At 54.6% G+C, this 26,221-nt stretch carries 24 protein-coding genes; 12 read left to right on the forward strand and 12 right to left on the reverse strand.

The window, feature by feature from the left end; translation table 11 throughout:
• The first annotated feature begins 51 nt into the window (after positions 1-51).
• Positions 52-1,272, forward strand: coding sequence for a cation:dicarboxylate symporter family transporter (locus BLU75_RS26125; RefSeq protein ID WP_084379736.1), 1,221 nt, complete (start codon positions 52-54; stop codon positions 1,270-1,272).
• A gap of 76 nt (positions 1,273-1,348) precedes the next feature.
• Here BLU75_RS26125 and BLU75_RS26130 read toward each other — a convergent pair whose 3' ends face one another.
• Both BLU75_RS26130 and BLU75_RS26135 read right to left on the reverse strand, forming a co-directional pair.
• On the reverse strand, positions 1,349-2,959 hold the full coding sequence (locus BLU75_RS26130; RefSeq protein WP_084379737.1) for an argininosuccinate lyase: 1,611 nt from the start codon (positions 2,957-2,959) through the stop codon (positions 1,349-1,351).
• 18 nt (positions 2,960-2,977) lie between these two features.
• On the reverse strand, positions 2,978-4,225 hold the full coding sequence (locus BLU75_RS26135) for an OprD family porin (RefSeq protein ID WP_084379738.1): 1,248 nt from the start codon (positions 4,223-4,225) through the stop codon (positions 2,978-2,980).
• 267 nt (positions 4,226-4,492) lie between these two features.
• On the opposite strand from BLU75_RS26135, the gene tam reads away from it, so the two are divergent.
• A complete protein-coding gene (tam, locus tag BLU75_RS26140) occupies positions 4,493-5,254 on the forward strand; it encodes a trans-aconitate 2-methyltransferase (protein ID WP_084379739.1) in 762 nt (253 codons plus the stop codon).
• 23 nt (positions 5,255-5,277) lie between these two features.
• On the opposite strand, the gene BLU75_RS26145 is transcribed toward tam, so the two are convergent.
• Positions 5,278-5,838: a cysteine hydrolase family protein gene (locus tag BLU75_RS26145; protein ID WP_084379740.1), complete on the reverse strand. Its 561-nt coding sequence runs from the start codon at positions 5,836-5,838 to the stop codon at positions 5,278-5,280.
• A 308-nt stretch (positions 5,839-6,146) separates the two neighbouring features.
• Here BLU75_RS26145 and BLU75_RS26150 point away from each other — a divergent pair, with 308 nt between their 5' ends.
• Positions 6,147-7,256: a DUF3182 family protein gene (locus BLU75_RS26150; RefSeq protein WP_084379741.1), complete on the forward strand. Its 1,110-nt coding sequence runs from the start codon at positions 6,147-6,149 to the stop codon at positions 7,254-7,256.
• Complete coding sequence (locus tag BLU75_RS26155) at positions 7,246-8,004, forward strand: alpha/beta hydrolase family protein (RefSeq protein WP_084379742.1); 759 nt, start codon at positions 7,246-7,248, stop codon at positions 8,002-8,004. Before BLU75_RS26150 ends, BLU75_RS26155 begins: the two co-directional genes overlap by 11 nt.
• On the opposite strand, the gene BLU75_RS26160 is transcribed toward BLU75_RS26155, so the two are convergent.
• The 3 genes from BLU75_RS26160 to BLU75_RS26170 are packed head-to-tail and all read right to left on the reverse strand — an operon-like array spanning position 8,005 to position 11,034.
• The gene (locus BLU75_RS26160; RefSeq protein WP_084379743.1) at positions 8,005-8,976 is read right to left on the reverse strand and encodes a lysylphosphatidylglycerol synthase domain-containing protein; all 972 of its coding nucleotides are present in this window, start codon (positions 8,974-8,976) and stop codon (positions 8,005-8,007) included.
• A complete protein-coding gene (gene clsB, locus BLU75_RS26165; RefSeq protein ID WP_084379744.1) occupies positions 8,954-10,258 on the reverse strand; it encodes a cardiolipin synthase ClsB in 1,305 nt (434 codons plus the stop codon). The genes BLU75_RS26160 and clsB overlap by 23 nt, the downstream gene beginning before the upstream one ends.
• Complete coding sequence (locus tag BLU75_RS26170) at positions 10,255-11,034, reverse strand: endonuclease/exonuclease/phosphatase family protein (RefSeq protein ID WP_084379745.1); 780 nt, start codon at positions 11,032-11,034, stop codon at positions 10,255-10,257. The genes clsB and BLU75_RS26170 overlap by 4 nt, the downstream gene beginning before the upstream one ends.
• Positions 11,035-11,298: 264 nt before the next feature.
• Between BLU75_RS26170 and BLU75_RS26175 the strand changes: the two genes are divergently transcribed.
• From BLU75_RS26175 to BLU75_RS26195, 5 genes are all read left to right on the forward strand, one after another.
• Positions 11,299-12,183: a sugar nucleotide-binding protein gene (locus BLU75_RS26175; RefSeq protein ID WP_084379746.1), complete on the forward strand. Its 885-nt coding sequence runs from the start codon at positions 11,299-11,301 to the stop codon at positions 12,181-12,183.
• 779 nt (positions 12,184-12,962) lie between these two features.
• Positions 12,963-13,889, forward strand: coding sequence for a hypothetical protein (locus tag BLU75_RS26180; RefSeq protein ID WP_084379747.1), 927 nt, complete (start codon positions 12,963-12,965; stop codon positions 13,887-13,889).
• Between the two features lie 393 nt (positions 13,890-14,282).
• Positions 14,283-15,218 (forward strand): hypothetical protein, encoded by a 936-nt coding sequence (locus tag BLU75_RS26185; protein ID WP_084379748.1) that lies wholly within the window; start codon positions 14,283-14,285, stop codon positions 15,216-15,218.
• Between the two features lie 216 nt (positions 15,219-15,434).
• Complete coding sequence (locus tag BLU75_RS26190; protein WP_084379749.1) at positions 15,435-16,352, forward strand: hypothetical protein; 918 nt, start codon at positions 15,435-15,437, stop codon at positions 16,350-16,352.
• Positions 16,353-16,547: 195 nt separating this feature from the next.
• Positions 16,548-17,681: a hypothetical protein gene (locus BLU75_RS26195; protein WP_084379750.1), complete on the forward strand. Its 1,134-nt coding sequence runs from the start codon at positions 16,548-16,550 to the stop codon at positions 17,679-17,681.
• 129 nt (positions 17,682-17,810) lie between these two features.
• Here the strand turns inward: BLU75_RS26195 and BLU75_RS26200 are convergent, their stop codons facing one another.
• A complete protein-coding gene (locus BLU75_RS26200; RefSeq protein WP_084379751.1) occupies positions 17,811-18,920 on the reverse strand; it encodes a hypothetical protein in 1,110 nt (369 codons plus the stop codon).
• 414 nt (positions 18,921-19,334) lie between these two features.
• Here BLU75_RS26200 and BLU75_RS26205 point away from each other — a divergent pair, with 414 nt between their 5' ends.
• Positions 19,335-20,381, forward strand: coding sequence for an alpha-xenorhabdolysin family binary toxin subunit A (locus BLU75_RS26205; protein ID WP_090221593.1), 1,047 nt, complete (start codon positions 19,335-19,337; stop codon positions 20,379-20,381).
• A 43-nt stretch (positions 20,382-20,424) separates the two neighbouring features.
• Entirely contained in the window at positions 20,425-21,432 is a 1,008-nt protein-coding gene (locus tag BLU75_RS26210) for an alpha-xenorhabdolysin family binary toxin subunit B (RefSeq protein ID WP_084379753.1), read from the forward strand.
• Positions 21,433-21,664: 232 nt separating this feature from the next.
• Here the strand turns inward: BLU75_RS26210 and BLU75_RS26215 are convergent, their stop codons facing one another.
• From BLU75_RS26215 to BLU75_RS26235, 5 genes are all read right to left on the reverse strand, one after another.
• Entirely contained in the window at positions 21,665-22,363 is a 699-nt protein-coding gene (locus tag BLU75_RS26215) for an OmpW/AlkL family protein (RefSeq protein ID WP_084379754.1), read from the reverse strand.
• A 116-nt stretch (positions 22,364-22,479) separates the two neighbouring features.
• Positions 22,480-22,998 carry a DUF3299 domain-containing protein gene (locus BLU75_RS26220; RefSeq protein ID WP_084379755.1) on the reverse strand — a complete coding sequence of 173 codons (519 nt, stop codon included), beginning with the start codon at positions 22,996-22,998 and terminating at the stop codon, positions 22,480-22,482.
• An 11-nt stretch (positions 22,999-23,009) separates the two neighbouring features.
• A complete protein-coding gene (locus BLU75_RS26225) occupies positions 23,010-24,275 on the reverse strand; it encodes an ABC transporter permease (RefSeq protein WP_084379756.1) in 1,266 nt (421 codons plus the stop codon).
• 1 nt (position 24,276) lies between these two features.
• Positions 24,277-24,987, reverse strand: coding sequence for an ABC transporter ATP-binding protein (locus BLU75_RS26230; RefSeq protein ID WP_084379757.1), 711 nt, complete (start codon positions 24,985-24,987; stop codon positions 24,277-24,279).
• Positions 24,988-24,993: 6 nt separating this feature from the next.
• Positions 24,994-25,611 (reverse strand): DUF2796 domain-containing protein, encoded by a 618-nt coding sequence (locus BLU75_RS26235; RefSeq protein ID WP_084379758.1) that lies wholly within the window; start codon positions 25,609-25,611, stop codon positions 24,994-24,996.
• A 135-nt stretch (positions 25,612-25,746) separates the two neighbouring features.
• Between BLU75_RS26235 and BLU75_RS26240 the strand changes: the two genes are divergently transcribed.
• A complete protein-coding gene (locus BLU75_RS26240) occupies positions 25,747-26,103 on the forward strand; it encodes a hypothetical protein (RefSeq protein ID WP_084379759.1) in 357 nt (118 codons plus the stop codon).
• Positions 26,104-26,221 lie beyond the last annotated feature (118 nt).

Raw genomic sequence — 26,221 nt, forward strand, 5'->3', positions numbered from 1 at the left:
AAGTGGCTTGTCACCACAATAACAATAATTAAAAAGTGCCACGGAGCCTGAATGAACTCTCTATCTGCCAGGCACGGAACATTGCCCATCGTGATTGCCATTGTGCTGGGCATGATGCTGGGCTGGATTTACCCGGCCTTGGCTATCGATATGAAACCGCTCAGTGATGCCTTCATCAAGTTGGTGGGGGTAGTGATGCCGTTTCTCTTGTTTGTATTGGTATGCACAGGGGTTTCCGGCATCAGGCGTGAGCAAAAACATCGCCACATGGTGACCAGGGTCGTGGTGTATTTTCAACTGATGTCCCTCGCCGCGCTGGCGCTGGGCATGGCGGCGGGGCTGTTGTTCGAGCTGGATCAATCGCTGCTCTCAGGCCATTTAGCGGCGCCGGCAGTCCTCGGTGAAAGCCTGCATGAACTGTCGATGACATCTGTTTTGTCCAGCGTCTACAAGGTTTTTTCCCAAAGCCTGGTCTTGCAAGTGATGTTCCTGGCCCTGCTCTGCGGGTTGCTGATCGGTCGCGGGGGCGCTGTCGGCAATCGTTGTCTCGGTTATATGGAAGTTGCCGTACAAGGGCTGTTTCGCCTGTTGCGGATTATCTTGAAGTTCGCACCGCTGGCAGCCTTTGGCGCCATGGCGTTTGTGGTGGGGAAATATGGCCCGGAATCGATATTGCCGTTGCTGAAATTTATTCTGGTTATTTACCTGGCCAGCGCGGTTTTTATTGTGGGTGTATTGGCGGTGATTACTAAGTGGGTAGGTGTTCGATTATCCCGGTTGATTATATATTTGAAAGAAGAGTTGCTGTTGGTGGTGTTTACCGGTTCTTCGGTTGCGGCACTTCCGGGGTTTGTCGGGAAACTTGAGGCATTGGGCTGTGAGCGAAAGTTGGTTCGATTGGTACTGACCACCGGCTATACCTTCAATTTGTCCGGCAGCAATATTTACCTGACCACGGCGTTCATGTTCCTGGCGCATCTGGCAGGTGTGGAAATTGGCGTGCCGGAGCTGCTGGCGGTGTTGCTGGTCTGTTTGTTCACGTCACTGGGCTCGACCAGTGTGGCCGGTTCCGCCTTGTTTACGTTGATCGCCACCTTGAACATCCTGCAACTGGTGCCGGTGGAAGGGGTCGGCTTGTTGTTGGGCGTGGAGCGACTGATGAAGTGTCGCTCGTTGACCAATGTGCTGGGCAATTGCGTGGCGTGCCTGGCGATTTGCAGATGGCAGGGAGCGGTGGACCGTGAGGTATTGCGCCGCGAGTTGGCGACCTGAAGGTGCTTCATCTTTCAGCGCTCCAGCGGCTCAACAGTGGGAAGGAGCAAGCCCCGTCCCACGGACTGATCGCATGTTAATCCTGTTGATTGGCCAGCTTATCGAACGCCTTATCCAGATCACCTTCGGCTTTCATCAGCTTCACCCGACGCTCGGCCAGCCACTGCTGGTCGCTGTCCAGGGATTTGCGGGCCTCAACCAGCATGCGCTTGACCTCTTCGGGCTGCGGTCCTCCCGTGCCCTTGCGAGTCTTGACCATGGTGGTGGGGGACAGCGCTGCGCGAAAGGCAGCCTCATCCAGTGGCAGCGTGTTGGGCGCCCATTTGTATTTGTCCGCGGCCTGGCGATACAGCTTCTGCGCATCCGCGTAGGCGAAGGTTTTCGGTGTGCTGCCGTTGCTGCGTGCTTCTGTCACGATCAGCGACGCGAAGCTGTGGCCAATTCGGAACGGCACCTTGTATTGACGCTCCAAAGTGTCGGCCAGCTCCATGGACGTGGTCCACTCCGACTCCAGTTCCTCTAGCGCCCGCTGCGGGTTGACCTGCAAGGCGTCCAGCACCGCATCCAGGTTCTTGAACATGGAGGCGGTGGAGCGGAACAGTCCCAGCGAGTCGAAGGCGAACTTGTAATCGGTCATTCCCGTGGTGACGTTATGGGCACGCAGCGTCACGCCTTGTGCCTGGCTCACCACATTCGAGGCCGCTTCACGGGTACGCATCAGCAATCCAGGGTTACGTTTTTGCGGCATCGCGCTGCTGGTGTAGGTGGACTGTTCATCCAGTAGCAACCACGGACGGATCTGGTGATATTGAGTATGGATATCGCCAATCATCGCTCCGACGCGAATCGCTGAGGATGCCGCGAGGTTGGCGGCCTCGATCGGAATGTCATAGGTGGAGACCTGGCTGGAGTCCAGTGAGTTCTCCCTTACGCCATCGAAGCCCAGTAACAGGGCCAGGCGCTCGCGGTTCAACGGGTAAGCAGAATTTGCCAGGACTGCCGTGCCCATGGGGCTCAGGTTAAGGCGGGCATAGAGTTCGCGGATGCGCTGGCCATCGCGCTCAAACGCCGCTTCAAACGCCAGCAAATAATGGGCATAGCTGATGGGCATGGCCTGCACACCGTTGGTGTAGGCCGGTACCAGGGTGTCGACGTTCTTTTCCGCGAGAGCCAGGATGCGCTGGCGAGTGGCATTCAAGGCGCCACTGTAGGCCAGCACTTGAGTTCGCAGGTTGGCCAGGCGGTAGGTGGCGAGCATGTCCTGGCGACTGCGGCCTGAGTGAATCAGCGAGCCTTCGGGACCGATCTTGTCGGTCATGATCTTTTCCAGTTGCAGCACATCGCTGGGGCGCTTGCCGCCAGGCTGGTCGGCCTGGTCAATGGCGTAGCGCACGCCGCCGGCGATCTTGCGGCCCATCTGGGGCGTGACGATGCGCTCTTCGGTCAGCATCACAATCGAGGCTTTGTTGATGCGGTTGAGCCAGGCGAACTGAGTTTGGGTGGGGTCACCCTTGGTCTTGCGCTGCGTTTGCGACGCGTCCGGCGTGGCACCGATTTTCGCCGCCTGGGCCGCGCATTGTTCAGTGGTGTTGCACGGCAGTTGGCCAGTGTCGGCGGCATAGGCGCCGTAGCTGCTGAGCAGCGCGACGACGACGGCGAGGTGGATCAAGGTTTTTTTGGTATTCACGGCAAGGCTCCGAAAAAATTACAACAGGGGCAAGGTGTAGCTGACGATGAAGCGGTTCTGGTCAACGTCGTTGCCTGAGCCGTTGCTTCGGTAGGTTGCGTTGCGCCATTTCACGCCGAGATTCTTCAGCGTACCGCTCTGAAATACATAGCCGATGTCGGTGTCGCGTTCCCACTCGGTGCCTTCCACGCCACGGGAACGCTCGAAGTTATCGCCCTTGACGTAGCGCGTCATGAAGGTCAGCCCGGGCCAGCCGATGGCCGCGAAGTCATAGTCATAGCGCGCTTGCCAGGAGCGCTCTTCCGGACTGGCGAAGTCCGCCGAGACCATCACGTAGTTGACCAGGTAGGAGTCGGTGCCATCCAAGTGTGGAAACCCGGTAGCCCCTTTCATGCGCTGGTAGGCAGCGCCGAACGAGTGGCCCTGAATGCTGTAAGTGAACCGGGCGCCGAAGGCTTGGTTGTCGACGTTAGTGTTGCCCGCCTTATTGGAGTCGGCGTAGCGCAGGTCGGTCTTGAATGACTGCGACTTGCCCAGGGGCAGGGTGTGCAACAGGTTGAAGATGTGTTGCTTGTAGTTATTCTCGAGGCCGGCATAGTGGTATCCGGTGGTGAGGTGTTTCGTCCACTTGTAGCTGGCGCTGGCGAAGTCGAATTTGTCGCTGGGCGTCGCCCCCTTGATGCCTTTGCCGGCGACTTCGAGGTCGTCATGGCCGCTGACGTTGCGCAGGGTGTTGCTCGTCAGGCGTCCGGCGTTGAAGGTCAGGCCGTCGATGTCCTGACTGCTCAACTGAGTACCGCGAAAGGTCTGGGGCAGCAGGCGGCTGTCGTTTGACAGGGCAATGGGCAGTCTTGGCTCCAGGGTGCCGACTTTCAACACTGACTTGGAAATGCGCACCTTGGCCGCCGCGCCCAGGCGACTGTAGCTGTCTGGAGCCTTTTCATCGCCTACCGGCAACAGGCCACTGTTCTGCCGGTCGGGACCGGAGTCGAGCTTCAACCCCAGCAACCCACTGGCATCGATACCGAAGCCCACCAGCCCCTCGGTAAACCCCGACTGATAGTTCAGGATCATGCCTTGGGCCCATTCATCGCGCTTGGATTGCCTGGCGCCATCCTGGTGATAGTCGCTGTTGAAGTAGAAGTTTCGAAGTTCCAGGTCAGCCTTGCTGTCCTTGAAAAAATCCGCCTCCGCGAAAGAGGGGAACGCCAGGGTCAAACCCAGGGTGGCCGACGTGAGGCCCAGGGCAATAGGGGATTTATTCATTGTTGTTTCCCGTTGGCTGCTGCTTGTTTTTAGAGTTGTGTGGCTGGGCGGCGACAGGGAGGCGCGCCCGGCTAGCGCAGGCTAACGATTTGGTCGTCAGATTGAAAATATATAGAAAGTGTCAGATTGATATGTTTTGGATATGCTTGTCGTACGCGCCATCACGCATGCCGACTTTATCCGTAGCGCCTCAGCCCTGAAGTTTGTCCTGACGCGTCATTAGATCTAGGCTGTGCCGCTAACCCGCAGCGAAGAAGGAATCCACCGATGACCTGGTCCGCCAAGCAGTATTCGATGTTCGAACAACAGCGTACCCGACCCGTGCGGGATCTGGTTGCGGCGATCCCGGAAATGGCTGTGCGCGCCGCAGTCGACCTGGGCTGTGGCCCCGGTAACTCCACTGAAATCCTGGCGCAGCGCTTCCCCAATGCGACCGTGACCGGCCTCGACAGCTCCGAAGACATGCTGGTCAGCGCACGCGAAAGGTTGCCCGCGCTCCACTTCGAACTGGCCGACATCGGCACCTGGAATCCAGCGCAAAAAGTCGATGTGATCCTCGCCAATGCTTCGCTGCAATGGCTGCCGGACCACGCCACGCTGTATCCGCATCTGGCCGAGCAACTGGCGCCTGGAGGCGTATTGGCCGTGCAAACCCCGGACAACCTCAATGAGCCCGCCCACGCAGTGGCGCGTGAAGTGGCGGCAGACGTCCGTTGGGCGGGCAAGATCGGTACGGTCAAGCACAACGAGCGCCACACCGCGAGCTACTACTTCGAGCTACTTGGCCGGTGCTGTGACACCGTCGACGTATGGCGCACCACCTATCATCATCCGCTCAGTGACCATGGCGCGGTGGTGGAGTGGTTCAAGGCTTCGGCATTGCGCCCATTCCTGGCGCCACTGGACGATGCCGAGAAAAGCGCATTCCTCGACACCTATCTGGCGCGGATCACCGAGGCCTATCCGGCCTTGGAGGATGGCAGCGTATTACTGGCTTTTCCGCGGCTGTTCATCATCGCCACACGCTAACGTCTCAGGCGCTCAAGTGGCGGTCAGATTGCCACTTGAGTCGTCAGAAATTCATCTGCCGCTACTACGCTCGCATAACCAAACGCCAATGAGGCCATATAAGCGCCATGCACCTGGGCTGCCGGGATGGTCACGCCGTTGAACTCCAGGTCGCGCGTGGCGCAGGCATCGTGGATCACCGTGACCTTGTAGCCCAGGTCTGCCGCTGCCCGCACGACCCCATCGATGCACATGTGGCTCATGCTGCCGACTACCACCAGATCGGTGATGCTGCGTTGTTCCAGCAGTTCGCGCAGGTGGGTCTCGCGAAACGCATTCACGAAGTGTTTGAGTACCACCGGCTCGTGGTGTTCGTTCAACACTTTGGGATGCAGATGTGCGCCTTCCGAGCCCGGCGTGAAGAAAGGCGCATCTTGCGATGTGAACTCATGACGCACATGGATCACCGCATCGCCGGCCTGGCGAAATGCTTTGAGTAGTCGCTGTGCCTTATCTGCAGCCGCTTCCACCCCGTCAAGCGGCCATTTGCCCTGGGGGAAGTAGTCCTTCTGGATATCGATTAGGATGAGTGCTTGCTTGGTCATAAAGGTTGCCTCGTGATGGGTTGATGCGTTCAGTATCGTGGCTGGCGCATGGTTTTGGGATTGGCCACACCGACAATAGCAGGGAGGCAAACTGACGATGGCTCAGGAGCGCTCGATTATCGAGCAATGCCTGGATCGTGCAAATTACCGCGTCACGGCTGGCGCATCGTGCATAAGCAAACGGGCCAAGTGCTATCACGCGCCTCGCATCTGTTTGATTTGCGTCGGCTTCCTCGGTCCGCCTGCGGCTTGGCCTGATCCCTGCAACTCAAAGCCTACATACCTGGCTGGATCGCCAAGGGGGCTGCATGAACTCCAATCAGCGCAAAAACCTCGTCGTCGCCCATTCGGTTTGTCCGACGGCGCCGCTCCATGAAGTGAATACCAACCTCCAGCTCGCCCGTTGGCTGGCGCGCACGCTCGGGCTTGAGTTCGGCGGCAGCTATAGCGCCGAGCAACATGCCCATCTGGAGGTGTATTTATTGCCGACCCAGACCCTTGTGGGACCGGCGCAGGCGTTGTCCCTCGGCGTGAAGGGGCCGGAAGACCTGTGGGGCGGGTATGTCGATCACGATTTCATCTGCACCAAGGCTATCAGCCACGGCCTGCGCAGTAGCGACGCGATTGCGCCCGAGGGCTGGTCGCCGTTGTTTTCCGAGCGCGTGCGTGGGGTGGTGCTGGACGGCCTGAGCGTGTTTGCCCTGCAGGATGCGCTCGATGCGGCCACGCACGTGCTATATGGCGGCCCGATGCGTCTGAAACCGGTGCATGCCTGCGCCGGGCGCGGTCAGGAAGTGGTGCGTAGCCTCGACGAATTCGAGGCCATACTCGCTCGTCCCGATGCCGCGCAGCTGTTCAGCGAAGGCGTGGTGCTGGAGCAGGACTTGCAAGAAGTGGTGACCCACAGCGTCGGCCAGAGTTTTATCGGCGGTCATGTCTTCAGTTATTGCGGTGAACAGTTCCTGACCGAGGACGGGCAGGGCGAAGCCGTCTATGGCGGTTCTGAGCTGCTGGTGGTTCAGGGTTACTACGAAGATCTGCTCGCCCTTGAGCTGCCGGATGATGTGCGCTTGGCCATCAATCAGGCCCAGACATTCGATAACGCGGCAGATGAGGCCTATCCTGGTTTTTATGCGTCCCGACGCAACTACGACATTGCCCAGGGCCTGGATGCTGAAGGTCAACGCCGCAGTGGTGTGCTGGAGCAATCCTGGCGCATGGGCGGCGCCAGCGGCGCGGAAGTCGCGGCGCTGCAAAGCTTCATCGACAACCCCGGGCTGAAGGCGGTTCGCGTGTCATCCGTGGAAACCTATGTCGAGCAGGCCTTGCCCACCGGTGCCATTGAGGTTTATCGAGGACCGGCAGACAGCAGTGACTTCCTTCTCAAATATGTAACGGTCAAATCCTATGACGGCTAGAAGCGAAACCATCACTATCGAAATCGACGACGAGCAGATGAACGGCACCTTCCTCAGCCCCAAATCCAAGGTGCCGGGCGTGTTGTTTGTGCACGGCTGGGGCGGCAGCCAGGAGCGCGACCTGGAGCGCGCCAAAGGCATCGCCGGGCTGGGTTGCGTGTGCCTGACCTTCGACTTGCGCGGGCATGCCGACAATGGCATTCCGCTGTCGCGGGTTACCCGTGAGGACAATCTGCGCGACCTGCTGGCGGCCTACGATCGATTGCTGGCACATCCGGCCATCGACACCTCGGCGGTGGCGGTGGTGGGCACCAGTTACGGCGGCTATCTGTCGGCGATCCTCACCTCGTTGCGCCCGGTACGCTGGCTGGCGCTGCGAGTGCCGGCGCTGTACCGCGACGAGAAATGGCATACACCCAAGCGCGACCTGGATAAAGTCGATTTGCTCGATTACCGCAGTACCCTGGTAAACGCGCAAACCAACCGCGCGTTACACGCGTGTGCGGCGTTTACCGGTGATGTGCTGATCGTCGAATCGGAAACCGATGATCATGTGCCCCATTCCACCATCATGAGTTATCGGGCAGCCTGCCAGCAGACCCATTCCTTGACCCACCGGATCATCGACGGTGCCGACCATTCATTGACTGATCCGGTGTCCCAGCAGGCCTACACCTCGATCCTGGTGAGCTGGGTGACCGAAATGGTGGTGGGCGAGCGCTTGAGCATTATCCAATCCCAGGGTTGATCAAGAGGGTGTCTTTTTCACCCGCAGTGCCTTGGCCTTGGCCTCCACGCCGAGGTACATCACCAGCGCCACCAGCAGCGGCAAGATAAAATAGATCGCCCGATAGGCAATCAAGCCGGCCAGCAGACTGCCGCGTGATGCTTCGTGTTGCAGCAGCGCGATAAACACCGCCTCCAACACGCCAAGCCCCGCAGGAATATGCGTCACCACCCCGGCGATGCTGCTGATCAACAACACGCCCAGCACCACCGGATACTCGAGGTTTTTCGGCAACAAGGTAAAAATCACCGCAGCCATCAGCGACCAATTCAGCGCGCCGAGTGCCAGTTGCAGCAGCGCCATGCGCAAAGACGGCAGATTGATCTCGATGCCCCGCACCGACCAAGACCGGCGCTGGGAAAAACGGCAGGCCGCCAAGTAACTCAAACTGGCCAGTAGCAGCAGAACGCCGACCCCTTGCAATGCGCCGCTGCTGAGTTTCCAGCCTGGCGGCAGTGTCACCAGGCCGCTGCAGAACACCGCGCCGGCCAGGGTCATGTAGCCAAACCAGTTGGTGGCCAGGCTCAAGCCAAGGATTTTTGCGATATTGCCGTTGCTGACACCCAGTCGTGAATACAACCGATAGCGCATGGCGATACCGCCGACCCAGGCGCTTAGGTTGAGGTTGAACGCGTAGCTGATGAACCCTACCGGCAGGATCTGTTTCCAGCGCAAGGGCTGGCGCACATAGGTGCGACCGATCAAGTCGAAACATGCATATACCAGGAAGCTGCACAGGGTCAGCCCGGCCGCGATCAGCAAGGTCCGCAGTTTGAAGTCGCTGAGGGTCGCGAGCACTTCACTCCAGTCGATACGCCGGGCGAGCAGGGTGAACAGCACGATCAGCAGCAGGAAAAAAGCGATGGTGAGGGGCTTTTTCCAGCGCGCGAAAAACCCTGGTTGTCTACCGTCAGCCGCGTGGGCTTGGGTCATGATCCTGGCTCCGAGGCTGTTGGATGAAGGGTTTCAAGCGCGGTTTATGCGCTGGCAGCCCGCCGATCCAGGCCGGGAAATGACGCAACACATGGAACACCATAAAACCCACGGTGACCCGCCATAACCAGCCGCGTGGGGTGCGGTTTTCCGGCATGGTCTTGCAATGGTTCCTGCTCAACACTTCCAGGCGTTCATACAGCTGTTGATTGAAGCCTTGGTCATGAATCAGCACATTGGCTTCCAGGTTCAACGACAGACTCAGCGGATCGAGATTACTCGAACCCACGGTGCTCCAGTCATCGTCCACCAGCGCCACCTTGCCGTGCAGCGGCCGCTCGCAGTATTCGTGGATGACCACGCCTTCCTTGAGCAAATAGTCGTAAAGCATGCGCGCCGCCAGCTTGGCCAGTAGTACGTCCGGTTCGCCTTGCAGGATCAGTTGTACGTGCACACCACGTCGGGCGGCATTTCTGATTTCCCGCAGCAAGCGATAGCCCGGAAAGAAATAGGCGTTGGCAATCACCACCCGCTGTTGTGCCTTGCGCAAGGCGTGCAGGTAAGCTTCTTCGATGTCCGAGCGGTGTAGCAGGTTGTCGCGGTAGATCAGCCGTACCCAGCCATCACCGTCACCCGGAGCCCAGAGCGACGGGCGTTGTCCCCGGCGCCGCCAGCCGCGCCGCGTGCGCACCTGGCGACCGCTTTGCGCCAAGGCGAAGTGGTGCAAATCTGCCACCGCCGGCCCGGTCACCTGCACCGCGTAATCCTGCTTGGCCTCGGGACCGAAATCCCCCAGGTGATCGGCGGAAAAGTTGATCCCGCCGATAAACCCGACAGTGGCATCGACCACCACGATCTTGCGGTGCAGGCGGCGGAACCAGTTGGTACGCACCCCCAGGGTCTTGGAGGCTGGATCGAAGATCTGCACTGACACCCCGGCCGCTGCCAGTTCACCCAGAAAGCCCGGGCTCAGCTCGCCGCAACCAAAGCCGTCGAGGCTGACCACCACGTTTACGCCGCGCTGCGCCGCCTCGATCAGAATGCCTTGCAGCTCGTGACCGACCTTGTCCTCGAACAGAATAAAGGTCTCCAGCAGAATCTCCCGGCGCGCCTCGCGCAACGCATCGAAGACCTTGGGAAAGTACGCCTCGCCGTTTTCCAGCAGTTCAATCTGGTTGCCAGGCTGCCAGCCGTAGTCCAGGTCACGGGTATTGGCTTCCTGCGGCGGCTGATCGGTGGCGATGTGCTCCACCGCGACCTTTTCCACGGGGGCACTGTTCATAGTTCGACCTCCACTGACAGGGGCGCGTGATCGGACAGATGGGACCAGGGACGGGAGGTCAGCACGTGCGGTCGATGCGCCTTGAGGTTGCGCACATAGATGCGGTCCAGCGCCAACAGCGGCAGCCGCGCCGGGAACGTGCGTGCGTGCTTGCCATGGGCGTGCGCAAACACCTCTTGCAGACCGCTCTGGCTAAGGTCGGCCTGCTGGCGCCAGTCGTTGAAATCGCCGGCGACAATCAACGGTGCGTCGTCAGGGATTTCGCTGATGCGCCGGGCCAACAACTTCAGTTGCTGCTGGCGATGCACTTCCCGTAACCCCAGGTGAACGCAGATGGCATGCAGCTCTTTGGTGCTGCCGGGCAGGCGCAATACGCAGTGCAACAGTCCGCGACTTTCATGGCCGCTCTGGGAAATGTCGAGATTTTCATGCTGGATGATCTGGAATTTCGACAGCAGCGCGTTGCCATGATCGCCGTGGGGATATACCGCATTGCGGCCATAGGCGAATTGCGGCCAGATGCTGTCGGCGAGAAATTCATACTGGGGCATGCTCGGCCAGTTGCTGTAGCGTTGAGGATGCCGCTCGTGGGTGCCGTGGATTTCCTGCAGGAACACCACGTCGGCGGCCTCGCTGCGAATCGCTTCGCGCAGCTCCGGCAAGATGAACCGTCGGTTCAGGGCGGTGAAGCCCTTGTGGGTGTTGACCGTCAACACGGTAAAGCGCGTGATGGCGGCGCTGGGCGTGACAGGCACCCATTCTGGAATCGCAGCCATGGTTGCTCCTCTGGATGATATGTCGAATGACCTCCGTTTAAGGCTGACTATGATTTTCCAGAGAAAGTTTCGATGGTCCTACGGACGGCACACCTCCAGCGGCAAAGCGCAGGACCCAAAGGGTACTCACGGGCCAAGGCACTTTATAAGTGACGGTTGCGCTACAAACCCGCAAAATGCCACGATCTGGAAAATACCCACGGCACGGCTTATCCGCCTGTCGATAATAGCCATCGTTCCAAACAGGCCGGGCCTGCTCAATCTATGCGAATGCGCCTTATGTTACTGGGCGGCGGGAATGCCCTTGGGCAGGCGCTGATTCGCCTCGGTGCGGAGGAAGACATCGGCTTCCTCGCCCCGCGTCCGCCCCAGGACGGCTGGGATGCCGCCAGCCTCACCCAATTGCTCGACGACACCCGTCCCGACGCCTTGATCAACCTCGCCTATTACTTCGACTGGTTTCAGGCGGAGGCAGTCAACGAGGCCCGTCTGGCCGCGCAGGAACTGGCGGTCGAACGGCTGGCCGAGCTGTGTCAGCATCACACCATCACGTTGCTGCAACCCTCCAGCTATCGGGTGTTCGACGGCTCGCGTGCCACGGCCTACAGCGAAAAAGACGAACCGGTGCCGCTGGGCTTGCGCGGGCAGGCGTTATGGCGGATCGAGCAAAGTGTACGCGCCACCTGTCCGCAGCATGTGCTGTTGCGCTTTGGCTGGCTGCTCGATGACAGCGTCGACGGCACGCTCGGGCGTTTCCTGGCACGTGCCGAGACACTGCAGGAATTGTTGCTGGCCGATGACCGACGGGGCAATCCGACGCCAGTGGACGATGCGGCGCGGGTGATTATTTCCGTACTCAAGCAGCTCGATTGCGCGGCGCCGCTGTGGGGCACCTATCACTACGCCGGGCAAGAAGCGACCACGCCAGTGGCGCTGGGTCAGGCGATCCTCAGCGAGGCGCGCAATTTTCATGCGCTGGCGGTCGAGTCCCCCACGCCCCAGGCTCACGCCGCCCGGCCGGACGCCGCCGATGAACCGCAACATGCGGTGCTGGCCTGCAAGAAAATCCTCCACACCTTCGGCATCAAGCCGCGCGCGTGGCGGGCCGCACTCCCGGTCTTGTTGGATAGGTTCTATCGCCATGGCTGAAGGCTTTGTATCAATCATCGACGGCGCAGGTTTTATTGGTCCGCACCTGCCTGACGCCTTGCTCGCCAAACGCCATCACTGAGGGTATTCCCCCGGCAAGTCCGCTCGCCACAGCAGCTCAATCTGCTTGGATTTAAGCGTTGAGGCAAAGTTGTGTAGATACCTATGCTTATGAGCATAGGCATCTACACAACTTTCAAAAACTGACGAACTTCCCTGTGGCGAGCGGGCTTGCCCCGCGCTGGGCTGCGAAGCAGCCCCAAAACCAGCCGCTACGAAGTATCTGACACACCGCATTCGGCTTACTGGGGCTGCTTCGCAGCCCAGCGCGGGGCAAGCCCGCTCGCCACAACAGCCCTATCCGCTTGGATTTAAACGTTGAGGCAAAGGTGTGTAGATACCTATGCTTATGAGTGAAGGATGGGTGCGCTTGCTGAGGCGATAATGCAAATGTCCACACTGTAACTGTCCGCTGACTTAAAGCCTGCATCGTAGATGTGGGCTTTTTTATTTGAGTGATGTAAACAAAAAACTACTTGTATGCTAGCCGCTGTTTATTCGATGAGTTGTATCGCATATACCTGCTTATCGCTAATGCGTATTAAAAACTGTCACTTTTCACAGCTGACGGCTCTTGTCATTCCCGCTACATTTGATTTCGAAAGGCAAAATAAGTGGCTCATCTTTTTAGGCGGATGACTCACTTTAAGAAATGGTGAAGGGCATCATCGAACGGTACGAAGTAACAGGTATGCAATCAAAAATAAGGGGAGGTTAAAATGTTTGATCTACCGGAACCTGAAGAATCCGAGTTGCCCGAAGAGCTGCAGAAAGCCGAGTTGAATTGGCCCTTCATCGATTATGTGAGAGATGGGGCGGTAGTGAGTCCCGTGGCGGCCGTGGAATTTAATGGCAGTTTGCAAATTTTTTATGTCAGGCGGACCGAAAACGGAAATGTATTGGCTCATACTCAGTTCACTGGGAAGTCCGATAAAAACCGGGTCATAAAAGTGGTAGACGGTCCTGAAATCGCGAGTATGAGCGAACTCCGGCCAGCAGTGGCTGTTTATAATGACTTACTCTATTGTATTTATGTTCGCACGGACATGGCAATGTGGTGCTCAACGTATGATGGCATTGCGTGGAATGGGCCTCACAGTGTTGAGGCGAATAGCGTGATCGGGCCGGGAGTGGCGGTGACGGATGTACGGGGTTTGGAATTGACCTTGATTTTTCAAGAGGAAGGACCGTTAAGCGCTTCTTATAATAATGATGGTAAGGAGTGGCATTCGATGAATCTTGCTTATTTTAATCCAGACCGACCACAAAGTGGTGTAGCGGTGGCTGCTTTTAAAGGTACGGCTTGTGTGGCTTTTAACGATGTGTCCGCAGAGGGAGCGTGCATTATGCCTATGCCCAATGGTTCTCTCCCTCTCCAGCTCGAAGTGGATTTTACCTATTTGGCGGTAGGCTCGCCGTCGCTTTGTGCGTCACACGGAAAACTTTATTGTGCAACCACTCACGCTCCAACCAATGCTTGTTTAATCTCCAGTTACCCCAACCCCAACTCAGACTGGTCTGAACCCCAAGCTATCCATGGGCTGAGATTAAAAGGCTCACCTTGTCTGGCAGAGTTTAAAGGCAGCCTATATTTGCTTAGTGTGAATACTGTTGGTGTAGATATTTTTAAAAAGAGCAATGATTAAGCGTATTGTAGAGGGGGAGGGCGTGTTGAAAGTGAACTATAGTCCCGTATATTTATACTCATTGAGTAATTTCCATATGTTCAATTGGGTAGCGACCTTAGAGATTGTCTGTTGTGAAAAAGTGTGTGTATTGGCATGAGATAAAGAAAATACTTGTATGCTTTTCACCGCTTATTCTGTGAAGTGTGGTTTGTTTGGGTGCTTATCACTATTGCGTATTAAAAACTGTTGCTTCTTACAGGTGACGAACTTTGACATGACGGTTACCTTGAGCCTCGAAAGGTTAAATAAGTAACTCATCATTTTAGGCGGATGTCTCACTTTAAATAAATGGTGAAAGACATCGTCGAGTGGTACAAAACAACAGGTATGCAAAAATAGATGGAGGTTAAAATGTTTGATCTACCAGAGCCCGAAAAATCCGAGCTGTCCGAAGAACTGCAGAAAACCGAGTTGAATTGGCCCTTCATCGATTATGTCAGAGATGGGGCGGTAGCAAGTCCCGTGGCGGCTGTGGAATTTAACGGGAAACTGGAAATTTTGTATCTCAGGCAGACCGAAAATGGAAATGTGTTAGTTCATACCCAGTTCACGGGAAGCGCTGATAAGAACCGGGCTATAAAAGTGGCAGACGGGCCTGAGTTTGTGGGCATCAGCAAGTTCAAACCTGCGGTGGCTGTTTATGAAGACTTACTCTTTTGTTTTTATGTTCATGCGGATGATGCGGCAGTGTGCTACTCAACGTACGATGGCACCGGGTGGAAGGGACCTCACAGAATTCAGGGGCGTACCTTGAGTGAACTGGGAGCTGCGGTAAGACGTAACAAATGGGATGATTTGGAATTGACCTTGATTTTTAAAGAGATTAATCCAAGGGAGTTTATATTTCTACATAACAGTGGTAGCGAATGGCGGTCAACATTTCGTAGGTGTTCTACCCCAAGTGCACCACGCTCTGGTATTGCGGCGGCTGCTTTTGAAGATAAATTTTATGCGGCTTTTAATGATATATTAACAGATAATACGTACATTCTTCCTCCGTCCGATGACGATACCCAACCCTATACCCAACTCGCAATAAAGTTGACCTATTCGGCAGCAGGCTCGGCGTCGATTTGTGCATCAAAAGGCAAGCTTTACTGCGCATCTGCTCACAAGTCAACCAATGCCTGTTTGATCTCCAGTTACTCAGACTCGGTCTGGTCTGAACCCCAAGCTATCCATGGGCTGAGATTAAAGGGCTCACCTTGTTTGGCGGAGTTTAAAGGCGATTTATATTTACTTAGCGTAGATGCTGTTGGTGTAGACATTTTCAAAAGTGAGCAATAACTAAGCATGTTGTAAAGGTGCGTTGGAAATGGGCTATATATTGGTGTGCTTATAATTCCATTAGCCATGCCCACGTATTCAATTGGATAATGGTTTAAATGTAGGTTTTGTCATGAATCAGACCTTTCATTAAATAGGTTGTGAAGAGCATGGACGAGCGGGATGGAGCAGCAGACATGTAACCATCTTTTCGAAAAAAAATATGTGGAGGTTTAAATGTTTGATCTTCCTGAACCTAAAAAAACCGAGCTGCCCGAAGAACTGCAGAAAACTGAGTTGAATTGGCCCTACATCGATTATGTCAGAGACCGGGCGGTAGCGAGTCCCGCGGCGGCTGTTGAGTTTAATGGCGTGTTGGAGATTTTTTATGTCAGGCAGACCGAAAACGGGAATGTTTTGGCTCATACCCAATTCATCGGGAGCGCTGATAAGAACCGAGTGATAACAGTAGCAGACGGCCCTGAGTTCGCGGGTATCAGCGGGCTTAGGCCAGCGGTGCTTGTTTATGAACATTTACTCTATTGTTTTTATGTTCGCACGGATAAGGCTATGTGTTATTCAATCTATGATGGTGCGAAGTGGACTGGGCCCCACCGTGCTCCAGTGGATAGCATGAGCGGGCCGGGAGTGGCGGTGGAGTATGATGCATGGAGTTTTGACTTGACATTGGTTTTTCAAGAGATGTCCAAATGCGTGCTAAGCATTCGTCATTATAACGGTAGCAAATGGAGTTCGAGAGATCTGGATTCCAACCCCACTGTACCTTTGGGTGGTGTAGCGGTGGCTGCTTTTGAAGATATGGTTTATGTGGCTTTGAACGACATAATGATAGGGGAGGGGACGTACATAATGCCTATGCTTTATGATGTTCCTCAGACCGAAATAAATTTGACCTATTCAGCAGCAGGCTCGCCGTCGCTTTGTGCATCAAAAGGCAAGCTTTACTGCGCATCTGCTCACAAGTCAACCAATGCCTGTTTGATCTCCAGTTACTCAGACTCGGTCTGGTCTGAACCCCAAGCTATCCATGGGTTGAGGTTAAAAGGCTCACCTTGTTTGGCGGAATTTAAAGGCAGTTTATATTTGCTTAGCGTGAATACTGTTGGTGTGGATATTTTCAAATGTGATCAATGACTAAAACCGGTGTGGAGAATCAGAGGAGTGTGTTGAAAAGTTAAACTATATATCTGTGTGCGTGTAATTCCATAACTCATGTCCATGCATTCAATTGGGTAATGCGCTAAGTGGTTATTCTCTGTGAGGGAATAGTGTGGTTTTGCTGTGCTCTTGGCATAGAACTTCTAATGAACTTAATATGAGAGAGACGCTATGAGAGTTTTGACTATTTATTTTTGTGGCACCAGTTCGAATCAATTCGACGCTTTCAAGGAAACTTATTGGAACGGTGAGCTGATCTCGACCTTGGCTCGAAATACCCAAGGTAGAGAGTTTGCGGATTGGATCATTATTGATGGGCCAGGCAGTGGCAATTTACAAGAGGATGAGTTATTCACCAAGCCCGGCGGTTATTACAAATTGAGTGGAATAGCAAGAGGTAGCGGCTGGGAAGAAAATGTAAAGCATGCAGCACAGATTATAAAAGGAAAGTTTGATTGGCAGCGAGAGAAGTTGACCGCAGAGAATTATAAACAACTGCAGGCGGCCGGTGTTCCGATTGAGGATGTTAATGCGACGGGCTGCTGGTTATGGCGACACTATGAGTATGGAGATCGCCAAGTTACGCCGCAACTATTGCAAGAGCAAATCATCAAAATGTTTCGTAAAGAAGAAACTCTTCCAGAGCAGGTTAATTTGGTCGGTTGGAGTCGGGGAGGGGTCAGTTGCGTCATGTTGGCAAACCTTATGCTTAACGACCCTGAGTTAAAAGGTATTCATGTTAATATTTTTGCTGTGGACCCTGTGCCTGGGGCAACTAATTTTGACAGCCATCGAGTCCAGCTCGGCGAGAATGTTAGAGAATACGTGGCCATGTACGCAAGAGATGAACGATCGACAGGTTTTATGTGTGTCATACCTAATACAGATGTAAGCACGAAGGTATCGATCTATCCGATGGCAGGACGACATGCAACGCTCGTGGGTAACGCGGCGGCGAACGGAGCAAAGGGTACCAAGGTACTTTTTGAACCGGGTGATATCGTTCGTCATTATGCTGAGGTATGCCTGACCCGTTGGGGTGTTTCGTTAGACAAAATGCTCAGCCTTACAGCGCCGCAATTGGATCAACGACTCGCTACGATCAAAAAATCGTATAACGTATACACGGTGATGCGCAGTACAACCTATACTGCTCGAGTATATAGCGAGATCGATGGAGAGCGAAAGGTACACTTTAATGGTGACGCTAAATTTTCCTCTGTTTCCGGGCCTCGTTTTTCCCCAGAAAAAGGGCTTTCGGTAGGACACATTCCGGACAGTTCTTATTTTAATGATATTGTCTAAGGCGAAGGTGGAAAATTGAAGGATTTTACTTGAGTAGCGAGGTTTTTCCGGATTTAATGATCGTTATGACTGTCATTAAATCCGGAGTTGTTTCAATGCTTAAACTTCCGTGGGCGCAGCAGTCATGGACTATACATCTGCGCTTTTCAATACATTCTCTAGCAGTTCCGCATTATTGCGTACTTCCCGCCATCTCTCAGTCGATGAATTCAAAAAGAATTCAATACGTTTAAGTTTAGAAAATGAATTAATATTTTGGATTTTTTGCTGAGCACCCTTTACGTCTTGTACCGTCACTGTCCAAAAGGTTCTAAGCTGCCCAACACCTTTGTCGGCAGACTCCAGAGGCTTTTCCATGATTTTTGCGATATCCTGAAAAGCCGCTACATGCTGGGATAATAAGGCGCTACTGCTGGCTCTTAAGATAATATCTTCTAGATCGGCTCTTTTCTCTGCTGATAACGTATCGAGGATTTGATTGTAATTATCTAGATGGTATTTAAGAATGTCCATATTGGGCACTCTACGCTCCCGCAAGTATGATGCACTCACGGCCGCAGAAAAGGCGGTGGTTACATTTTGCATATGCCCTCTGACGGTCGTCAGATCGTCCTGGTTCAATTCCAGCCTTTCCAGTTCCTCTTCCAGCGCGTACAGGGTGTCTGATGACGCTATTCTGCGCAGGCCCGGCAGAATATTATTCATAAGCTCCTTTTTGAAATCTAAAATAGCCGTCTTAATATTACCTCCTGCGACGGATACCTGGCCTATTTCATTAGCCATCGTATTTATTGTAGTTTTGAGTGAGGGAATCATTTCCTGATCAGATACTCCCAAGGGGATCGAGATGCCCTCCCATTCGCCTTCAGGTAACGCAGCGAGTCGCTTTGATGCGTTGTCGTATTCGGGCATGGATTTTATTCTTTCGATTACTGCTGCGCTTTGCTCACTAAACGTATCTGAAAAGGTGAAGATTTCCTGGCATAACTCCATGACCCCTTTTTCAATTTCCGGCCATTCTTCGGTATGTTCAATGATGTTGTTAATCATAAGGTTGAACTGTTCTTCGTTGATCGCCGAATTCACAGATGAATCAAATCTAAACTCCTCCCGCAGTGTCGAGAATACCTGGCTCTTTTTGATGTCTTCTAAATCTGGTCGAAGCCGGATTGCAAGCCTCAAATAGTCTCTGATGACTTTAATTTCGTCGGCTTTAAAAATGGGATCCTGAGTTGTCATGATTATTGCCTCGAGAGTGAGAAATACGAATATTATTTCCTGCCAGCACTCGCCCAGCGAGTGCCCTTTTGGGGGTATAGCGTTTTATCTCCACTGCGTCGACTGTCATTATTGACAGTTGACATTTCTGCAGGTCGGTAACCGTGCTGCCACTTCCGTGGTGTTGAGATAGTTAACTTATTTATGGGGAGCGCCAAGTATTCATATTCATAAAGGCTCTATATTTTAGATTTTTAATTTCGAAGCGATATGGCAACCTGTTATATTTGACAGTATCCCTTTAAAGCCCTTCGGCGTTTCATAAGGTCTCCACATACTTTATTCAAGCGAGGTGCAGTTTACTTGATGTTTCATGCCTGACTTTTATAACGCATATGTGATGGTCCTATTCCCAACCTGTAAAGGAAGCGCCTTATGGAACGCAGTGCAGAGTACCCCATTCCCATTGTGACCCGCGATGATGTACGTGTTATTGAGCGTTATGTCGCGCAGGGACAGATCCTCCCTCTGACGGAAGATGATGTACACGCGAAGTATAGTAAGTACGCGCCAGCCACCCTGACACGAGAGATAATGCAGAATTTTAGAACCATTAATACTCATGCCCAATCATGGCAAGACGTTCAGGACGCAATGATCACTGTAAGCGCGGTGCTCGTGGCATTTTCAAAAGACCTTCATGAATATGGTGATGAAGCAGTTGAGGTCATTAAAGACATGAAGGGTTATAGAACAAACAAAATCGATAGCATGACTGAAGCCCAAATACGAGAGCTACCTTCAATATCATTTGATGGCGATGAGCAGCGCCAGATGGAGAGCGTGGAGGTGACCGTTGATTATATAAGAAAATCTATCCGGGCTAAAAAAGCCGACAGCGGTAGTGCATTGGAACGTCTCAACATCTTTAGAGATACATTGACCAATGAGATCGAGCCCTGGATTGGGCAAATGATTAAGGTATCAAATCCAGATGCGCTGGATACGGCGATAGCTGAGAGCCGCATCGAACTCGTTAAGATAAAGAATAATATTGTTCAGATGAACGCTCCGAAAAGCAATTGGGGGCTGCTGATGGACCTCACAAACACTTTACATATAACCAACACGTTAAACGATCAAGAAATGTCCGATTCGGTCAGGGCTCAGCACATTAAGCGTAGAGAAGATGCCTTGAAAAAGCTAGAGTCAAACAACCAGCTCAGGGGTATGCTTCAAACTCTGTATGTTGGCATGGGCTCTTTATACGACGTTGTGGATCCCGCTATCAAAGCCGTGGCACAGCTTCACGGCCATTGGGAAAATATTCTCGCACTTATCGAGGACTCCTTGGCACAGTTCAGACGTGAGTCGAGTTATGCATACCTGGGTCTCTTTGTCATAAAGTTGGAGCGGGTTTTACAAGATTGGAGTCATATTGAAAATAACTCCACTACCTTGCAGAATGCCTTCAGACTCTAGCGGCTCAATAATCAGGATATTAACTTTTATAAGGTATTTAAACATGAGCGACTCTACTGTTTTATTGAATGCGCCGAATATGATGGCTGTAAAGGACTGTCGAGAGGCTATTCACTATTATGCAAAAATATACCTGAGCGATATTGATATTGAATCGTTGAGGACAGATGCGCTTGCGCTTTCGCGGTATGTGAGTGAGGTAGATCAGGACGTCAATGACCTCGTGCTTAAGGTGGGCAGCGTCATGGATGTTGCGGACGTCTCATCATTTCTGGACGATATCCAAGACATGAGCTCAGATCCGGATGCGTTGGCTGACTACAAAAAGGAGCTTGTCAAGCTACTGGAGGAGAAGAAAAAAATACTTACTGATCTCCGTCAAGCGTTGGATGACGCGACGTACAATATGGATACTATGAGTTTTACCAGTAATACTTTCAGGCTTAAAGAGCTTGCCGCTACCAAAGAGAATATTAAACTCAATGCAAAAAATGAGAACGTAGGAGTAGAGTACGACTGGTTGCTGCAGAAAAAACATGCGCTTGATGTGGCCATTGAGGCTTATGATTCCAAGTCAATTTATGATATGGCCAAGCCTCTTTTAGATCAGGTTGAACACCTTGCAAATGCGGCACTGAACGGGCCAGCAGAATTTAAAAAAGATTTGGTGAAAGAAGGTATTGAAGCGGCCAAATTTATCCTAAAATCTGCTGATGACGGGATAAAACACAACGATATGCTACAGGCACGGATCCAAATGATTCAAAAGCTTGCGGAGAGAGATAAAATTAATAATGAATATGATCAACGCCTTAAGGATAATTTTGAGGAAACGCGGCGGATAACGGCTTTTGAAGACCTTCGCAAACCAAAAAAAGAGTATCTCGATGAAGTAAAAAAAATCATTGCAGCACTCGATTCATTCATTGAGATGGTTTTTGCGGACGTAAAAGATAAGGACAAGGCACAAGAAATTGCTGGAGGCTTTGTGACGCATGCACCTGAGCTTGTTACCTACTCAAGGAACGTATATCTGAAGTGGTTGCGATAGTGTTTGGTTTTTGAATATTTAGCGTAACGCTGCCAAATCCATTGATATCAAGGTTTTATATTGACATTGGAGGGGAACTGTTTCCGGTATGGCGCACCAAAAAAGCCAATGCCCCGACACGTCGGGGCATTGGCGCTTTAACGGTAGTAGCGTGATTTTTTGCACAATCTGTCGAAGAGCAACTTTTTACTTGAAGCGTGCAGCTGTCAACTGTTCGCCAAGCGCTTAGCACTTAGAACTTGTAACCAATCCCCACCATGTAAACCATCGGATCAACATCCACATTAACCTTGGCGCGGGTCCCGGTGGCCAGGGCGTTGTTGTCGACGGTGGCTTTGGTGCTGATGTCGATGTAGCGCGCCTGGGCGTTGATCAGCCATGTGTCGTTGATCATGTAGTCCATACCGATCTGCGCGGCCCAGCCCCAGGAGTTTTCTGCCTTGAAGTTGCTGAAACCGGCTTGTTCGGCGCGGCTGCCGACGTGCTCGTCATAGATCCAGGTGTAGTTGATGCCGGCACCGACATAAGGTTGGAACGCCGACTTGCTGTCCAGCGGGTAGTACACGACGCTCAGGGTCGGTGGCAGGTGCTTGAGGGTGCCAAGCTTGCCGTTGGCAGCGCCGAGGGCGGTGTTCTTGATTTTCACGTCATGCTCGAATGGCGTGGCTGCCAGCAGTTCGATACCGATGTGGTTGGTGAGCATGTAGGCGAAGTTCAGACCCAGCTGAGTGTCGCTGCTCATGGTCGCCTTGCCGCCCAGATTGGTCCCGGCCAATGGGCCTTGGTCAACCTTGACGCTGCCGCTGTCGGCTTTCGGGTTGACCGTGATCGCACCGGCGCGAACCAGAATGTCGCCTGCCTCGAAGGCGTGGGCGAGTGGGGCGGCGAGTGCAAGCGCGAAGAGGGAGGCGCTGAGCAGTGACTTGTGCATGGGGGGCTCCAAAGGACGTTTTTAGTTGGCTGTGTCCAATGGTAAAGATCGCCGGGCTTGAGCTTTTGACGCAGCTCAATGAAATAGCAAGCTAATCAAATTTGCCCGCCGGGGTCTTACTCCGGCAGCTCATAGGCATAAATTTTCTCGGCATCCATCTGATAGCCGGCATCCGCCAGTTCGCTGGTGGACGGCTTGACCTGCATCTGGCCTTCGATCCAGTACGGCTGGTACAGCTCCTCCAGCTTCACGCCGATTTCGCTTTTGACATGCACGATCTGGTTCGACGGCGGCGGTGGAACGTGGATGCAGGCACCGAAATACGGCACCAGCAGAAATTCCGTGGTGCGACCTTCCTCACTGACTTCCAGCGGCACGATATAACCGGGCAAGCGGATATGTTGGCCATCCAGTTGCGGCACCACCGGCGCGTCGGGCAAATCCTGTTTCGCCGCGGGGGCCGCTTCGGCGGACAGGGCGTCGGCCATGTTCGACAGGTCGTGCAGCGGCTGCATGTTGGGGATTTCCGCCGGCGCATCCGCGGGAATCATTTCCTGCCACGACAAAGCCCGAGGCTCGTCGGCCCAGGTTGGCAGGGCCACCAGCACTAACAGCGCGAACAGCAAACGGCGCATCAAAAACTTCCTCATAAACGCACAGATAGCCCATCGGCCAAGGATTGTCGGTAGGCGCGCCATGCCGGTACGCTGCCCATCAGCAGGGCTGCGACGAGGATACCGCCCAACAGCGTCCATTCATATTGGCTTGGCGGTGACAGCGGCAGATCCAGGCCATAGTTGGCTTGCAGGTAACCACGGGAGGCGGCGATGCACACGTAGAGCAGCGCGATGCCCGCCACCACGCCGGACAACGCCAGCGCGAACGCTTCGAAAATCAGCAAGCTCGCAATATGCCAGGGTCGTGCGCCGACCGAGCGCAGGATCGCCATTTCCCGGCGGCGCTCGTTGAGGCTGGTGAGAATCGCCGTGAGCATGCCGATCAAACCGGTCAGCACCACAAACAACGAAATCACGAACAGCGCTTTTTCGGCGGTGCCCATCATGCTCCACAATTCTTGCAATGCCACTCCCGGCAGGATCGCCAGCATCGGCTCCGCGCGAAATTCGTTGATCTCGCGCTGCAGGGCAAAGGTCGAAATCTTGTTGTTCAAACCCAGCATGAAGGCGGTGATCGCTTGGGGTGTGAGGTCCATGTTGCGTGCCTGATCGACACTGATGCGGCCCTTGCCTTGGGCCGGGACGCCGTTATGCCAATCGATGTGAATCGCTTCCATGCCACCCAGGCTGATATGCAACGTGCGATCCACCGGAGTTCCGGTGCGCTTGAGAATGCCGACCACGGTGAAGGGCTTGTCATCGTGCTTGACCAGGCTGACCACGGCCACGCCGTGGGCCAGCACCAGCTTGTCGCCGAGTTTGTAATGCAGCGCGTCGGCCACTTCGGCACCGAGCACCACCTCGAAGGGATCGCTGGCAAACGCGCGGCCGCTGGCTAATTCCAGAGGCTGTTTGCGGCCGTATTGGAAGTGTTCGAAATAAGCTGCGTTGGTGCCCATCACGCGATAACCGCGATGAGAATCGCCAAGGGAAATCGGAATCGCCCATTTCACCCGCGGGTTGGCGGCGAAGTGCTCGAAGCTGTCCCAGCGAATATTGTTAGTCGCGTTGCCGATGCGAAATACCGAGTACAGCAGCAGATTGACCGAGCCTGAGCGGGCGCCGACGATCAAGTCGGTACCACTGATGGTGCTGGCAAAACTGGCGCGTGCTTCGGTACGCACGCGCTCCACCGCCAACAGCAGGCAGACCGAGAGGGCGATGGCGAACGCGGTGAGGATCGCGGTAAAGCGGCGGTTAGCCAGGCTGGCCATGGCTAGTCGAAACAAATACATCTCAAGCCTCGAGCGGGGTGGCGGCGCGATTGAGTTCGGCCAGCGACAGGTTGCGGTCGAACAGCGGCGCCAGGCTCTGATCATGGCTGACGAACAACAGGCTGGCGCCGGCTTCGCGGCATTCAGCGAACAGCAATTGGATGAACGCTTCGCGTGCGTCGTAGTCGAGGGCCGAAGTGGGTTCGTCGGCGATCACCAGTTCCGGCTGGCCGATCAATGCGCGAGCGGCCGCAACACGTTGTTGCTGGCCGATGGACAGTGAGTCGGCGCGGCGCTCCAGCAAATCCTGGTCCTGGAGGCCCAGATGCGCGAGCAAGGTCGCGGCGGCCTGATCGACGCTGCCGTGGCGCTGGCTCGCGCGTTGTGCCCGCAACTTGGAGAAATGGCACGGCAGTTCGACATTCTCGCGTACCGAGAGAAACGGCAGCAGGTTGAACTGCTGGAAGATGTAGCCGGTATGGTCCACGCGAAAACGATCCCGCGCACCGGCCGACAGCTCGGTCAACTCCTGGCCCAACAGCCGGATGCTGCCCGCCGTGGGCTTTTGCACACCCCCCAAAAGCCCCAGCAGCGTGGTCTTGCCACTGCCGCTGGGACCCTTGAGGAACAGGGTTTCCCCCGGCTCCAGGCGAAATGCCGGAATGTCCAGTAGCTGGGGATGACCGGGCCAGTTAAAGCCCAGGTCGGACAGTTCGATCAGTGCTTGGGTCATGTGAACTCAGAACTTGAGAGTGGTGGCGGCACTCGTCGCTTCAACGCCTTGCTGGCCGCTCGGGCCGATCAGTTGTACCTGAATTTTCCGGGTGGCGGGGAAGGTCTTGAACAGGTTCGCCAGGTCGAGGTTCTTCAGCGCGGTCGGCGTGGCGCAGGTGAACTGGTAGTGAGCGTGGATTTCGCTGTGATCGTGATGAGGCTCTTCGGCCGCGGCGCCTTTGCCATCGGTGGCGTGATCGTCATGGTCATGATCCGCATCGGGCTTGTCGCCAAACAACGGGCTGTTGAGTTCCTGGGTGCTGATCACGCAACCGGCCGCCTGGGGCAGGCTGAACAGCACCAGCGGCTGTTCCAGCTGCTTGCGTGCGGCGACGACCTTGGCCTTGTCGGCGTCAGTGGTAGCCTGGTGTTCGAAACCCACCAGGTTCATGGCCGGGCTTTCCAGCTCCAGTTCCAGGGACTGACCCTCCAGCACCGCGTTGAGGTGTCCGACACCGTGTTCGTGGGCACCGAGGCTGGCGTGTTGATGATCGTGGTCGTGGTCGTGGTCATGTGCGTCAGCGGCTTGAGCGATGGCCAAGGGCAGCAGGGCAAACGGCAAAGCGAGCAACAGGCGGCGCATAGCAAAACTCCAGGCAATAATGAAATTTTTGTTATGTGATCTTATAACAAAAGAGTCGAGAGTTTGACCGCCTGCTTGGCGTTGCGCAAGGCACATGGGAGCATGCTCGTCAGAAAAAATCCTGGAGGCCGAGCAATGTTGCGAATTCGTGGAACCATCGGTGAACTGCCCGTGGACTTGACCCTGGAACTGGATGACGGCGATTGGGCCCGGCTGGGCGCGCAGTTGCAGACGATCCAACCGGCAAGCGCCGAACCTGTCGCCGCAGCGCCGCCGGCCAACCAGGGTGACGGCCAATGGCAGGCCGCCCAGGATCTGCTGCGCCAGGCCGGGCAGCTCAGCGGGCTGGAATTATCGGATCAACTCGAACAGTTGACGGGCAGCGCGTCGGCGGGCAAGCGCTTGTTAGTGCGCCTGCGCCATAGTGCCAAGGTCAAAGTGGCCAGCGGTGGTGATACGCCGCTCTATACCTGGATCGACACCGCTTCTTAAGCGCCCCCAATGTAGGAGCGAGCTTGCTCGCGAAAAACTCATAGGCGCCGCGTTTATCCAGGAAGCACGCGTTATCGTTGAGGTTCTTCGCGAGCAAGCTCGCTCCTACAAAAAAGCC

It is taken from the genome of Pseudomonas mucidolens (assembly GCF_900106045.1).
Classification (GTDB): Bacteria; Pseudomonadota; Gammaproteobacteria; order Pseudomonadales; family Pseudomonadaceae; genus Aquipseudomonas; species Aquipseudomonas mucidolens.